The organism is Bradyrhizobium genomosp. III (genome assembly GCF_000261705.1).
Taxonomy (GTDB): Bacteria; Pseudomonadota; Alphaproteobacteria; order Rhizobiales; family Xanthobacteraceae; genus Bradyrhizobium; species Bradyrhizobium ottawaense.
This window is the reverse complement of sequence record NZ_AJQF01000001.1, coordinates 1-13,296: the sequence shown is the minus strand read 5'-3', so window position 1 is coordinate 13,296 and position 13,296 is coordinate 1. Positions and strand designations below refer to the sequence as shown.

Below are 13,296 nucleotides of genomic sequence, written 5' to 3'. Positions count from 1 at the left end.
GCGAAACCTCCGAAGCGGGGGGATGATGCTCGTTGTCATTGCCGACGCCATTTCCCCGTATGAAGCCAGCTTCAGTCAATTCCGGTGGCTTCGAAACGTGCTGGGAGTTACCGCCCGCGCTACCGGCCTTTGCGACGCCGGGCTCACCGGGGTCGGCTGCTTCCGGTGGCTTTGCAGAGGTTGAGTGCCCCGAATTGCCGTGTTCCACACCATCGGCTTCTGCTGGCTTCGCTACCCCTCGCGAAGCCCCCGAAGCGGCGGGATGATTCTCGTTGTCATTGCCGACGCCATTCCCCTGCATGAAGCCGGCTTCAGTCGATTCCGCTGCCGCCTTTGCAGACCCTGGCTCCGAAGCGTGCTGTGAGTTATCGCCCGCTGCGCTGCTAGAGCCAGCCCCCCCATTGATCGGCTCATTCTTCGATGTGAGATTTTCAACTGCCGTGACCGTCGCGCTATGAGCAAGCGCGATCGGTGATACATGAGCCGACCCGCCGGACCCACCATCGCTCTCATCCGTTGTAGCCACCGAATCGCTAGTGAAGGTTCTGGACCTTGTCGCTCCCCCCGAGCCGGTCCGAGCCTGCCCGAATCCGAACGTCAAGCCGTTGTCGGTCAGAGTGCTCCAAACTGCCGCGCTCCCGAGCGCGCTCTCGCTCGTCCCGATAACTGTATGGGCACTGTCCGCACTCAGAACAGCTTCGGTTGCGGTCGCCGATGTCAGCGCTTCGAGCTGATCCAGGGTGATCGCGACAGCCGCGCCTTCCGGCTGGCCGACGAAATCCGACTCCGCAATGGAGACAATCCCCTGCAGATGGATTTCCAGCAGGCCCCGGTCTCCGACATCGAGACTCCGATCGGTCGGATTCACGTACACGATCGTTTCGTTGGTTGCGGGATTGTAGATCCAGGCGAGGGTATGCGGCGGTATGGACTTGCTTGCTGCTGTCATATGGAGCCAGGCAAGCGCTCCGAAAGCCGCAAGATTGATCCGGCTCGATCCAGATGCGAAATCGAAGCCAGAGTGGGAAGAGGTCGAATTGGAATCGATCGGGGAGCGATAAACAACGTTTTCGCCAACGTCGCCGCCCATCCGTTGATCGCGGCCATCTCCGCCAATACCGGCATCGCGACCCGAGCCCGGTGAGCCATGGGGTTCTTGCAGGTTGTGGTCCGCAGCACCATGACTCATTTGGTTCGAAGCGCCTTCGCCCGCGACGCGTTCGTTGCCGGTGGTCACAAGCGCAGGCAGGCGCAAATCGTGCAAAGGGAAAGCCGGGGGAAAGCCGTCTACATCATTGGTATCGGCATCGGTTATCGAGGCCAGTTTTGTGGTCGCATTCTCGCCGGTGACCACCACGAAGCTGTCGATCGGCGCTTTGCCCGGGTCATGCGATTGCACGGCAAGATGGGGGTCGTTCAGTGCGTAGATCAACGCACCGGTTAGAGTGGCGAAGGTGCCATACCCGCCGTGAATCGACGTCGGAGTGGAAGCAAGCCGCGGGAATTGATGTTCAGAGGTCGGGTCTCCAACGATCTGTGTGTCGCTGGTGCCCCGCAGTAATGGCGTAGGAAGATTGGGCGTGCTCGATCCAACCGGGCCGTGGTCCTTCCACGTTTTCGAGCCTGCGGATTGCTCTGCCGGGCTCAGCGCTTCTATTGCCGCCGCCGGGTTCGTGACCAGGCTCGCCTTGGCAAAGAAGTCCCTCTGGGTTGACGTCTCGCCGGATTCCCAGACCACGAGGTGTCGGAGAATAGCTCTTTTCCAGGGCTCATATTCGGCATGCTCTCCCGCGCGACCGCCGCTGTCGTCATCCGGATCCACGTCGTTCGCTTCCGACGCCTTGAGTTCGTCCGCAATTGCGAACGCCAGAAATGCCAGCGCAAGCAGGCCGAAGCCGGACGGTCGCTGCAACAACGCGAGGGTAGCGAGCACAGTTCTGTTGGTAATTTCAAGCTTCTGAAATATGTTGTATAGGTGTACTTTGACTGTCCCTGGGGAAACGTTTAGCTGGCGCGCAATCTCCTTGTTTGACATTCCTTCTGAGACCAGTCGTACAATTTGAAGTTCCCGGTGCGTCAACAGCTCCAGCATCGTTTCCACTTTGCCGCCGCCGTCAGCTCCCTGGCCGGCTGGCAAGAGATCGGATTGCTCGCGCGACACGCTGCGCTCTGTCATCAGGCGCAGTAATCGCAGCATAGTGTCCGAGGAAGCATGCTTCGAGATTACGCTGGAGGCGCCAGCAGCAATAGCAGCGGCTAGATCGTGATCTGCTTCGGATTCGGTAAACAACACCAAGCGCGTGGAAAGATTCTCAGCTTTCGCAATCGCGAGGATCTCGGGGACCGTCAGATCTGGCAGGTTGTCAGCAACAAGCGTGACGTCGGGTGTCAAATTCCGAATTGCTTCGAGACACCTTGTCCCATCGCTGCACGATGCGACAACGTCGAAGTCCTGCTGTGCCCCGAGTACCGACTTCAGCCCCTGTAGAACGATCGGTTGTCGATCTACGATCAGAAGCCGGATCCGTCTCTGCTTCACAGATACGTCTAACATGGACTCTGCCTCGGCCCGGCCATCTATGTACTTCGGCATATGGCCGAGGCCAAGCGGGATTATTAAAATACAATTAATAGAATAAGGAAAAAAGAGGCTTCGCGGGCTAAAAATGTCTTAAATCGCAAGCTTTTATGGCATTTAGGTAAGAAAATATATCATTTGACCCGATGGCCATTGCGATTTGCCGATGGCCATTGCGATTGACTGGCTCGATGCTTACCGCGCGGGCGACATCGAGGCGATATTGGGAATGTACGCCGAAGGTGCCGTGGTTTGCTGCGGCTGCGGGGGCGTCAAGACCATTACCTGCCACGAGGCACTTCGTGCCTAAAGACCATTACCTGCCACGAGGCACTTCGTGCCTATTGGATTGATTGCCTCCTAGAATATCCGGCGGGCACGTTGGACGATCTCAATCCCTGGCACGAGAGGGCCATTATCTCGTACGTCACCAAGAGCAGCGTCATGAGTGCGCTTTTCTCGTTTGACGTTACCGGGAGGATCAAGGAGCTAGGCTGCAGTCGCTGCCACTGGACCTTGGCGCGATCCGAGCCCGCGTTGGGTCACGTGTTGGCCTTGCGGGGCGAAGCCGGCGTTCCCGTACGAACGCGTCGTTGCGAGCCCGTTGCGTGCCACTCGTTAGCGAAAGCATGTCGAAGGACGATACGCCTCCAGCAGAGATGTTAAGGAGGCTTCCCAGCTTGCTGCACCGCCAATGCGGCGCGAACGCGTGAAGGCGCTGGAGGCTCGGCTTCAGCTTGAAGCGATGCCGCCCCAACTCGTCTTCAACACGGATACTAGCGGGCCATATACCTACGACGCGGCATGCGAGTGTCGGGCCATTGATCACGGGAACCATATCTGTGGTGGTCGGTTGGCTTGCTGTTGAGCTGGTACGCCGCAGAGCAGCTCGACACATCGGCATGAGTTCTAGTGCCGAGTATCCGTCGGGAGCCAATCCCATGATGGACCATGCGACTAGAACTGGTAATCGTCTGTTAGCAGCGTTGCCGCCAGCGGATTTTGCTTTGCTTGCGCCTCATCTCCGGAAAGTCGTGATCGAACGCAATTCCGTGCTCATCCGATCGGGCGATCGGATCGAACATCTTCTCTTCCCCCTCAGCGGTGCCATCGCCGCGATCACGGAGCTGCCGAACGGACAAACAGTTGCCACGGCGATCATCGGGCATGAGGGCGCCGTGGGTTTGACGTCAGCGTTTGGCGCATCCGCCGCGCCTGCGACCGCGGTCGCCCGCCTATCCGGGGCCGCGCTGCAGATCTCACCTGCGCAATTCCTGGCAGCCCAACATCGCAGCCCCGCAATCGCATCCATGGTGCAGGTCTTCACGATGTCGTTGTTGACGCAACTCCAGCACGTGGCAGCCTGCAATGCACTGCATTCCGTCGAAGCGCGCTTAGCGCGCTGGCTTCTTCACATCCATGATCGTGCGAATGAAGGGGACCTGCTCCCGCTGACGCAAGAAACATTGTCGGAGTTGCTCGGCGTTCGCCGCACCACGGTCACGCATGTCGTGTGCACAATGCGCGCGTCAAGAGCGCTGAAATCCAGTCGGCGCGGCCAGCTCGAGATTGATCGGCCGCGGCTCGAAGCCGTGGCATGCGAGTGCTACAAGGTCATGAGCCGCAGAATCGATCGGATAGTCTCGCACGGCGCGGTCGGGCTCATCCCTGGGGCTCCAGCGCGCCCCCCCTCCCGCTCGCCCGGTAGCCGAATAGCCGGGACAGGCTCGTAGGCCGGTTCGCTGTCGCGAACCATCCGCACGCACCCTTTCGGTCGTCCATTCGCTTTGGGACGCTCGTTACACCGCGATTTATTGCAACCGAGCAGCACGGGCATGAGCTTCGCCTGTGCGAAGCTGGAACGACTGCCGGCGGTCTGAGCTCAGGCATGGGGGACCGTCCGCATTGCGCAGCTTGCGCTGACGATTCTCTTCTCGACCTACCCGGTCTCTGAGCTTCTCGAGTTCTGCGAGCCGGGCGACAAGCGCTTCGAGACGCTCTCGAAGAAGGGCCGCAGGACTCTCCGCTCGAATGCGGGTATTCACGACACGCCTCCTGTCCGAGTCTCCCGGGAGGCCGCTCGGCTGGCCAGATATGCTTTCGGCCTCGCGTTTGATCTGTCGGAGCAAAAGGCCCCGGCCCGGCTTGGCCGCACGGCAGCCAATCGGGCTCCTTCGTGGGCTGAGAAGATCTTACCGGCTGGATTGGGTTGCGCTGGAAATCCGAGTACTAGCTCCGGGGCAATCGGCCCTGCGCTTTTCCTCGTTCTCTTCGTCTGCGCAATCGACCCCACCATCTGCACTTGGAATTCCAGAGCCGCCGCCGGTTGCGAAGGGCCCTTTTGCATTGCCTCCGCCAGCACCGGCCCCGCCGCTACCGCCAGCCCCGCCGCCGGATGTCCCTCCGGCATGAGAAGATCCGGCAGGGAGACCACCAGGTGCTCCCCCACCCCCGGATGATCCGCCGCTGGAGCTCGCCGGGCCCGACGTGGACCGATCATTGTCGAAGAACGACTGGCCGCTGTCGCTTTGCCTCGCCCCGTTCAGGCCGCCCGAACGGGCAATGGCTTTTGAGGTCAGGGAGGTGGACAGAAGCAGCGTCATGACAGGGGGCGTCACGGCTGCAAATCTTCCGCAGGTCTTCAAAAACGCCCGCCGGTCGTCATCTTCGTTGCCGTCCCGGGTCACGATGCGCCTCCTCGATTTAAAACGCCATTTTTACATTATTATATATTAAATAAAGATTTTCAACCAAGAATTTTCTTTGCCTGGTGAGAGGTTGCTGAACGTGCGTGCCTCGGACAGAAAGCCGGCAATTTCCCGTGTTTCCTCCGATTTTTCCCGCCGCGCCTTGCCGACGCACCCAATTTGAGTTGCGCTCTGGCATTTAATTTAGTTAACTTGAATTTAACTAACGGGCGCGGGCTCGGCTACAATGGATCATTGCGATGCCACTGCAATTCTATCGGTCCGTCCGGGACATGGAGATCTGGAGTGCGAGCAGCCACGGCTTCTCGTTCGTGATCAGTTTCGAAAGCCCGGGAGGTCCGGGTTTTCACGGACGCTCCGGCTACCTGGCGAGTTGGCGCCCGCTCCACAATAACCAAGCCGCAATCAAGATTGGCGGCTCGCCCTTTCGAACGTTGGCCGAGGCCGAAGGGGCCTGCCTCAACATGATTGAGCATCTGGCACCGCGATAGGCCGCCCCTCGCGCATACTGCCGAAGACGCGCCAGACGTACCCGTCAGTTCGCGCTGGCTGGATCCTGACGCAACAGACCAAGGGAATCCGGCTCATCTGGCGCTGTATGCAGCTCGCTTCGCGAGATCGCCAATGCCGCGAGAACCGTACGATTGCTGATTTCCAGCTTCTGGAAGATATGATGAAGGTGGACCTTGATCGTACCGTCGGCGAGATTCAACCGACGCCCAATCTCCTTGTTCGATAGCCCCTCCGATACGAGCCGCATGATCTGCCGCTCCCGGTCAGTTAGCTGTGTCAAAGGCTTCACACTGGCCAGGGGGGCCTCGCTGACGTGCCCGTTGCTGGGCGAAGCCGCTGCTTGGCCCTGGGCAGTTTTCCGCAGGGTTGCGACCAGCATCTCCGCATCCGAATCCTTCGAGAGGACGATGCAGGCGCCGTTCAAGGCCAACCTTTGTAACTCACTGTCGGCCGTAATACCGGTGAAGAAGATTATCGGAGCACGTGGACCGACGGCGTTCGCACGAGCGAGCATCTGCTGTCGATTGAAGTCGGGCAGTGCAGCATCGACAAGCGCCACGTCCGGGGCAAGAAACCGAATTGCCTCGACACAGCTTGCGCCATCGCTGCAGGAAGCAACGACCGCAAAATCACGCTGCGCCGCAAGAACGCTCCTAACCCCTTGCAAGACGATCGGGTGTCGATCAGCGATAACAATTCTGATACGGCGCATGTTTCCCTTGCCTGTTGCTAACAACCCCGCTTGCAGCCGTTTAATCCCCACCCTCCTTTTGAGACGCGCGAGCTATAACCAGTCAGCTCCGTCAATAGTGTCGCAGGGTCTTGATCGAAGGCAGCACCTGGCGGCAACGCTCGATGGCCACGCTATCGTAACTCGCCCAGAGAATGCGTGCAGCACCGTAAGAATGCGGTGCTCGATGCAAAATTCGAAACCGCGAATTCTGCGAGGATAACGACATTCCGACTACAATTTTTGATAGTTTAAATCTTAAAATTCACGCCAAGAATGTCATCGGCTCACTGATCGGGCGGGTGCACTATGATGGTCAACATCCAATTAACTTAGTTAGAGTCGGATATTACCAACGATATATAGGGACATTCACGATTCAAATCTAACATTCGACGAAGTTTTACTGAAGCGAGGCCGTTCGTAAAGCCTAGCTCAGGAAAGGGAGGTGAGAAAGTATTACTATTCATCAAAGCAACGGCTGGTAATCAAGGACAGAACAAGGCTGCGGTTGATCGTAGCCCGTGTAACACCGACGGAAGTCCCAGTACCGCGCTTGAGGCCGAATTTCGTCAATTCAGCAATTTTTCAATGATTGGCACGGATTCGTCGTAGCAATGAGTAGGTGGTTCAAATGTATTCTTCGGCAGTTTTGCGTAAAACACATAAGGCCCTCATCGTTCAATTCACAGAATTGCAGAACTTACGTAATCGCGTGTTGAAAGCAGAGGAGCGATTGCTCTCGCCCAAGCGACGGGCCTACGGACGGAGGGCGCTCAGGAAGCGACCGCCCGGTCGGAGATACAGTCTTAACCGCTAGCACCAAGTACTGCGCTGCACCCAAGCGCCGCCCCGCGCCCGGATCGCGCTTGCCGAACCCTGCCATGACCTGATAATGCCCCCTCCTGCTTTGGTTCGGAAGTAGCTGGGGACGGCTTCCATGGGGAAAAATGACTGGGTCAACTTGACCACAGCCGAGCTGTGGGGGCTTTACGATGAGGTCACGACCGTTCTCAGTCGCAGGATGACCGCGGAAAAGGTCAAGCTCGAAGAGCGGCTGCGCAAGATTGAGGGGACCGCCGTTTCGTCCCCGAACGGGGAACGTCCGCGCCGCCCCTACCCCCCGGTGTTGCCGAAATACCAGAACCCGAAGGATCCGGCCGAAACCTGGTCCGGCCGCGGCAAACAGCCCCGCTGGCTGAAAGCGCAGCTTCGAGCCGGTAAGAAGCTAAATGATCTGCTAATCGACCGCTCGTCGGCCCAAAGGCGCCGCCGGACCGGCTGAGGCTCCGATGCTCGGACTTGCGGTGGCGACGGTGAGGCTTCGTTTGCCTTTAGCGGTTGCCATCCGGTTTCCCGTTGGGACTGCCATCGCCACCATTGTTGCCGAAGCCATTGTTGCCTTGCACAATTCGGCCGCCGGAACTGGCGATGGCGGTGGAGGTCAGCGAGGTGGACAGCAACAGCGTCATGGTCGGAGGTGTGACGGCTGCAAATTTTCCACAGCTCTTCAAGAACTCGCGACGATCTTCACTAGCGGGGTCGAGGTGGGTCATCAACGTCATCCTGCAATCGTCGGTCAGAGAAAATAGACCGAAATTGGATGCGTGCCAAATTAAATTTGTTAATTCAACGATTTCAATTACCGAGTTATCTACCACGTTGTACCTTGGCAAGGTGCCAAGTGAGGCGTGTGCGGCCGCGCCCGATTTCGTCTTGAGGGCACCGTGGCCCTGGCACATTATTGACATTAATAAATAAATCTATTATAATAATAAATATATTAATTAACTTGCAGTCAACTTCCATTCATACAGCCTATTCGGCGCGCAGGGGCTCAGCGTAACTCGACCATATATTTACGCGCGTTGTTCCCAAGGTGGCAAAGCGGAAGGCAGTTCATGACAGCAACCGAGGCCGGAGTAGCGTTCAGGCAATTGCGATCTGGCTTCGATACGGCCTTGCGACCAGGATTCTCAGTGCCGCGCCTGGGAGCCCTGATGAGCCGAGCTCTTACGGAAACTCTCCTGGACCTTTCGGAACTAACGGTCCTCACCGAGGCTGCCACCGGCGCGTATGCCGTAACGGCCGTCCTCGCAGCGATGGCCGGAGCCAGGCACGTCTATGCCTTCACCAGACCTACGCGGCACGGCACACCAGCTGACGCCAGGCAGCAGACCATGGAGCTTGCAGATTCGGTCGGCGTGGCCGATCGTATCGATGTCTTGGAGAAGATCACCCCGGATATCCTCCATCAAACGGATATTTTAACCAACAGCGGCCATCTTCGGCCTCTGACCGCTGCGCTGATTGATGAGTTACCGAGGCAGGCCGTCATCGCCTTGATGTTTGAGGCCTGGGAATTTCGCGCCAAAGACCTCGACATGGAAGCGTGCTTACGGCGCGGAATTCCCATTGTCGGCGTGAACGAACGCCACCCGTCGGTCGATGTCTTCTCGTTTCTCGGTCCGCTGTGCGTGAAGCAACTGCACGATTGCGGTCTATCCGTTTACAAGAATCGCATTGCCGTGCTGTGCGACAACGAATTTGTCGGCTCGCTCCGCGCCGGTCTCGCGAGCTCTGGAGCGAGCGTGGACATCTTCCACCACGTCCAGGCGGTGTATCACGACGAGTGGGACGCAATCATCGTCGCGCTCCGACCGACGGCGACGGCTGAGCCTCGCATCGGTTCGCCGGAAGCGACGCACCTCGCTGCTTGCGCGCCCCCTGGTGCCATTGTCGTGCAGTTCTGGGGCGATATGGATCGGACCGTATTGTCAGCAATTGGATTGGGCGTTTGGCCGACGGCGTCTCCGGCACCGGGGCACATGGGCATTCTCCTGTCGGAGATCGGCCCTGAACCGGTCGTGAGACTGCAGGCAGGCGGCCTCCGCGCTGCTGAATGGGTTCGGCGCAGCAGACCAGTTTCGTCCGACGGATTCGCGCAAATCGTCGCTCAGCCGCCGATCGAGCTGTCGCCAATTCACGCTAGCTCCCCGCCTCGATGAGCTCGATGAGCGTGAGCGTCGCGGAGGCGAGAAACACGATGCGACGCATGTCGAACGCGACGGCGGGCGCGGGTGACGATACGGGAAGATACTGCCGCTCCCTGAAGTGAGCGATCGCGTCGTCGAAGCGGGCCACTTCGTAAGCAAGATGATAGAATTTGCTGCCGCGCTTCAGAACGCCCATCACGGGCGATTGTGGGCTGGCCGGCTCGATGAGTTCCAGGCGCGGACCGCCGCCCGACACGAACTGAATCCGAACCTGCTGGATCGGATCCTCGAAGATTGGTCCTTCAGGACGGTAGCCAGTCGTCTCGAGCTCCGGCAACTCCGTTGCGATATTCCGGCACGCCATTCCCAAATGATGAAAATGCAACTCCATCTGCCAGTCCTCTTTCCCCTGCCAGCGCGCCAACACGCAAGTGTCCATCGTCCACGCGCTGTCCGCGAGGTGCCCTCGGGGACGGACAACACCCAGTTCGGGCGTGAAATCCGTCGCCTCCGGAAGCGCGATGCACCGCTGCCGCTCTCCGGCCAGCCGCGCGGAAGCTAACTTTCCCTGGCATCGAGGAGCAGCGCCGACCAGGCGTGCTTTAACCGCGGATAATCCTCACGCGACATCCGAAATGTAATCACGTCGTCGCCATTCCACCAAGCGTTCGGCGCGATGTCGTCGATCTGGAATCCAAGGCGAACATGGAAGTTCTTCGCCGGCCCGTTCCGGCTTTGCACGTTGGCGACGACGGCCGAAAGCCCCAGCTGCACGAACGCAAACGCGAGCAGCAGATCGAAGATCTCGGCCAGAAAGAGCCGCGCGCCCGGATCGACGATCAACCGCGCCACCTCGCCCCGCTTCGTTGCGAAATCCAGGTTCGCAATCGCGATGCTGCCGGCCGGTTTTCGCGAACGCTTGAACTCGGCAATGAAATAATAGTCGTCCGCCCTGCTCTGGTAGCTTCGGAAAAACTCTTCCTGCCGGGCTAAAGTCAGCTTTTCTCGCCCCATGAACTTGCCGAGCACGGGGTCATTCCGCCAGGCGATGATTTGCGGCGAATCGTCCAGCCTGACCTCCCGGAGGACCAGGTTGTTCCCTTCGGGAAGCCGCTTGAGATTCTCAGCCTTGGTGAAAAGCGTGTCCGAGCTCGATGGTCCCAGTTCCGCATGCGCCGTCATTTATTTACGCCATCCCAATTTAACAAATTTAAATATATTTAATTGACCCAACCTATATCATGATTTAATTTAGCGGACAATCAAATGATGCCGCCTTCGCTGGGGAGACTCGCTATTCTCGCTGCTGCACCCGTCTTGCCGGACCGGCCTGTAAATGACGCCGAACTCAAGTCCCTGGCGCTGTCCGGCGATGCCGCGTTCTGGGGACATCTCGCCGTCCGCTCGCGGCACGCGATGAGCTTTTCCGAACTGTTTTTTCTGTCGACGCTTCGAAAAAAGGCCAAGCTGCACGCGGCCGAGAGTGTCCAGCCAAGACTCCGCCTTGCCTTGATCGGCGGCTACAACCTTTATCCGTTGCACGAACTGGTCGAACATCTCCTGGCCGTTCGCGGCGTCGCGTGCGAACGCTTTCTCGGCGAGTACGATAATTTCGTCTCGGAGGTCCTCGACGACTCGAGCCCGCTGTACGCCTTCAAGCCGGATATCGCCTTCATTCTGCCGAACGGAAGCCGCTGCCGGTTTTCCGGCTCGCTGCTCGATGCCATGGAAAGCCAGCGCGAAGCTGCAGTTGGCGCCGCGGAGCACCTCCTCAGCCTGGCGCGGACCTTCATCGCACGTTCGGGTGCGGCGGTAATTCTCGCCAATCTTGCGCTGCCTGCCGAGCTCGGGCTCGGCTCGTTCCGTTCACGCACGCTTGGCGCCGATTGGAGTTTCCGCAAAGCGGTGAACCTCGAGCTCGGGCTCCGGGCGCCAGCCGAGGTGCAAATCTGCGACGTCGAGTTCCTCTCGGCACGCCGAGGGATCACGGCCGCGGAGGATGCGCGAGCATGGTATGAATCGAAGCAGCTCGGCTCACCTGATTTTCTGGTGGATGTCGCGCAAGAGCTCAGCCATCTGATCGCCTCCCGTAAGCAAGGCCCCAAGAAGGTGCTGGTGCTCGATCTCGATCACACGCTCTGGGGCGGTGTGATCGCGGAGGACGGCATCGAGGGAATCGAGCTCGGCGACTCCTCGCCCCGCGGCGAAGCCTTCAAGGCCTTCCAGAAATACCTCCTTGCGCTTTCCGAACGCGGCGTGCTGCTCGCGGTCTGCAGCAAGAACGACCATGCGCGCGCGGTCGAGGTCTTCGAGAAGCATCCCGAGATGGTTCTCCGCCTGGAGCATTTCGCGGCCTTCAAAGCCAATTGGGACCCGAAGTCCGACAATTTGCAGCGGATCGCGGATGAACTGCACCTCGGCCTGGACAGCTTCGTCTTCGCCGACGACAACCCGGCGGAAATCGAGATCGTGCGCCAGTTTCAGCCCCTGGTCGAAGGCGTGCTCCTCGGGCCGGACCCCGCCGAGTTCATCGGCCGCCTCCAGGCCGGACGCCATTTCGAGCCGCGGACCGTCACGGAGGAGGATCTCGGGCGGACGGCGCAGTACAGGCAGGAACGGCGACGTACGGAGCTCGCGGCGAGCGTGACCGACATGCCAGCCTACCTCGCCTCGCTCGAGATGCGGGCTACGATCAAGGAGTTCGACGCGCTCGACCTGCCCCGCATTGCCCAGCTGATCGCGCGCAGCAACCAATTCAACCTGACGACGGTCCGTCGCTCCGAAACCGAGATCCAGGGGCTCCTGAGCAGACCGGACTACCGGTGCTTCACGATGCGGCTCGAGGACCGGTTCGGTGATTCCGGGCTCATCTCCGTGGTCATTGCAAAGGTCGAGGACGGCGTCTTCGTGATCGACACCTGGCTCATGAGCTGCCGCGTGCTCAAGCGCCAAGTTGAGGACGAGATCATGAAGGAGATTTTTCGGATTGCAGAGGTCGCCGGCTGCGCAAAAGTGCGCGGCATCTATCTTCCGACAGCCAAGAACGGGATCGTCGCCGGAATCTACGAGGCGTTTGGATTCGTGCGTACGGAAGACTCCGCCGCCCGAAAAGAGTTCGAGCTCGAGGTGGGGAAGTATCAGATTCGGTCGACAAAGATACGCGTAACCCGGAGGGCTTATGAAGCAGGCTGAAGTACTGGCGAAGTTGCAGGAGGTATTCGACGGCATCTTCCTCGATAAGGTCGCGGCCAAGCCCGAGCTCTCGGCGGCGGACGTCGAGGAGTGGGACTCGCTCATGCAGATCTCGCTCGTCATCGCCGTCGAGCAGAAGTTTCGCGTACGATTCCGCGTTGGCGAGGTCGAGGCGGCGCGGACCCTGGGTGAGTTCGCCGATCTGATCGCGAAACGGATGGAGCCATAAGAGCTGGACGGCGAAGGTAGAGCGCGGGAATACGCGGCGCGCCACCCGCTTTTGGTGTCTCGCGCCGCGGACTGCCGGCGTACGCGGTGCCGCTTCCCGAAACCTCCAGCGCGAAGCCCCACCAGGCAGTTGTTCATGCGCCGAGGCCAGCAACGAACACACCCTTCAAGAGAAGTTGAGATCCGTGCACACGCTGGTTGCTTCACAATCGGAATAAAAGGTGAGACAAATAAATATATAATTTATTTAACTTCGCCTTCCGTTAAATCACCAAGTGCAGGAATCGACTTGCGCGGGAGAACAAAATGGCCAGTTTGTTCACCACCCAGACGCCGTCCATCACCAACGCC

At 59.2% G+C, this 13,296-nt stretch carries 11 protein-coding genes and 1 pseudogene; 6 read left to right on the top strand and 6 right to left on the bottom strand.

The window, feature by feature from the left end:
- Positions 1-2,554, bottom strand: a 2,554-nt coding sequence (locus IC66_RS0100065) for a response regulator transcription factor (protein WP_038946222.1), incomplete at its 3' end; no start/stop codon positions are given.
- Between the two features lie 190 nt (positions 2,555-2,744).
- Here IC66_RS0100065 and IC66_RS45995 point away from each other — a divergent pair.
- Both IC66_RS45995 and IC66_RS0100055 read left to right on the top strand, forming a co-directional pair.
- Positions 2,745-2,888 (top strand): hypothetical protein, encoded by a 144-nt coding sequence (locus tag IC66_RS45995; protein WP_193375294.1) that lies wholly within the window; start codon positions 2,745-2,747, stop codon positions 2,886-2,888.
- A gap of 631 nt (positions 2,889-3,519) precedes the next feature.
- Complete coding sequence (locus tag IC66_RS0100055) at positions 3,520-4,311, top strand: Crp/Fnr family transcriptional regulator (RefSeq protein WP_049806418.1); 792 nt, start codon at positions 3,520-3,522, stop codon at positions 4,309-4,311.
- Positions 4,312-4,929: 618 nt separating this feature from the next.
- On the opposite strand, the pseudogene IC66_RS49170 reads toward IC66_RS0100055, so the two are convergent.
- Positions 4,930-5,268, bottom strand: a pseudogene (locus IC66_RS49170) (hypothetical protein); the annotation flags it as partial.
- A 553-nt stretch (positions 5,269-5,821) separates the two neighbouring features.
- Entirely contained in the window at positions 5,822-6,511 is a 690-nt protein-coding gene (locus IC66_RS0100045) for a LuxR C-terminal-related transcriptional regulator (protein ID WP_049806417.1), read from the bottom strand.
- Positions 6,512-7,469: 958 nt separating this feature from the next.
- Between IC66_RS0100045 and IC66_RS0100040 the strand changes: the two genes are divergently transcribed.
- Positions 7,470-7,814, top strand: a complete 345-nt coding sequence (locus tag IC66_RS0100040; RefSeq protein WP_038946218.1) for an H-NS histone family protein — start codon at positions 7,470-7,472, stop codon at positions 7,812-7,814.
- A gap of 49 nt (positions 7,815-7,863) precedes the next feature.
- On the opposite strand, the gene IC66_RS0100035 is transcribed toward IC66_RS0100040, so the two are convergent.
- A complete protein-coding gene (locus tag IC66_RS0100035; RefSeq protein ID WP_038946217.1) occupies positions 7,864-8,085 on the bottom strand; it encodes a hypothetical protein in 222 nt (73 codons plus the stop codon).
- Positions 8,086-8,709: 624 nt separating this feature from the next.
- Between IC66_RS0100035 and IC66_RS0100030 the strand changes: the two genes are divergently transcribed.
- On the top strand, positions 8,710-9,537 hold the full coding sequence (locus IC66_RS0100030) for a hypothetical protein (protein WP_244429062.1): 828 nt from the start codon (positions 8,710-8,712) through the stop codon (positions 9,535-9,537).
- Here the strand turns inward: IC66_RS0100030 and IC66_RS0100025 are convergent.
- Positions 9,518-9,952, bottom strand: coding sequence for a VOC family protein (locus tag IC66_RS0100025; protein ID WP_157157995.1), 435 nt, complete (start codon positions 9,950-9,952; stop codon positions 9,518-9,520). The two genes, IC66_RS0100030 and IC66_RS0100025, sit on opposite strands and share 20 nt — an antisense overlap.
- 131 nt (positions 9,953-10,083) lie before the next feature.
- The gene (locus IC66_RS0100020) at positions 10,084-10,707 is read right to left on the bottom strand and encodes a GNAT family N-acetyltransferase (protein WP_244429061.1); all 624 of its coding nucleotides are present in this window, start codon (positions 10,705-10,707) and stop codon (positions 10,084-10,086) included.
- An 84-nt stretch (positions 10,708-10,791) separates the two neighbouring features.
- On the opposite strand from IC66_RS0100020, the gene IC66_RS0100015 reads away from it, so the two are divergent.
- Positions 10,792-12,717 (top strand): HAD-IIIC family phosphatase, encoded by a 1,926-nt coding sequence (locus IC66_RS0100015; protein WP_244429060.1) that lies wholly within the window; start codon positions 10,792-10,794, stop codon positions 12,715-12,717.
- Positions 12,704-12,946 (top strand): acyl carrier protein, encoded by a 243-nt coding sequence (locus IC66_RS0100010; RefSeq protein WP_038946211.1) that lies wholly within the window; start codon positions 12,704-12,706, stop codon positions 12,944-12,946. Before IC66_RS0100015 ends, IC66_RS0100010 begins: the two co-directional genes overlap by 14 nt.
- The last annotated feature ends 350 nt before the right edge of the window (positions 12,947-13,296 follow it).

Coding starts and splice junctions, on each gene's coding strand:
- IC66_RS0100030 (WP_244429062.1), top strand. CDS start 8,710: ATGGAGCTTGCAGATTCGGTCGGCGTGGCCGATCGTATCGATGTCTTG.
- IC66_RS0100035 (WP_038946217.1), bottom strand. CDS start 8,085: ATGACCCACCTCGACCCCGCTAGTGAAGATCGTCGCGAGTTCTTGAAG.
- IC66_RS0100045 (WP_049806417.1), bottom strand. CDS start 6,511: ATGCGCCGTATCAGAATTGTTATCGCTGATCGACACCCGATCGTCTTG.
- IC66_RS0100010 (WP_038946211.1), top strand. CDS start 12,704: ATGAAGCAGGCTGAAGTACTGGCGAAGTTGCAGGAGGTATTCGACGGC.
- IC66_RS0100020 (WP_244429061.1), bottom strand. CDS start 10,707: ATGACGGCGCATGCGGAACTGGGACCATCGAGCTCGGACACGCTTTTC.
- IC66_RS0100055 (WP_049806418.1), top strand. CDS start 3,520: ATGATGGACCATGCGACTAGAACTGGTAATCGTCTGTTAGCAGCGTTG.
- IC66_RS45995 (WP_193375294.1), top strand. CDS start 2,745: ATGGCCATTGCGATTGACTGGCTCGATGCTTACCGCGCGGGCGACATC.
- IC66_RS0100015 (WP_244429060.1), top strand. CDS start 10,792: ATGATGCCGCCTTCGCTGGGGAGACTCGCTATTCTCGCTGCTGCACCC.
- IC66_RS0100040 (WP_038946218.1), top strand. CDS start 7,470: ATGGGGAAAAATGACTGGGTCAACTTGACCACAGCCGAGCTGTGGGGG.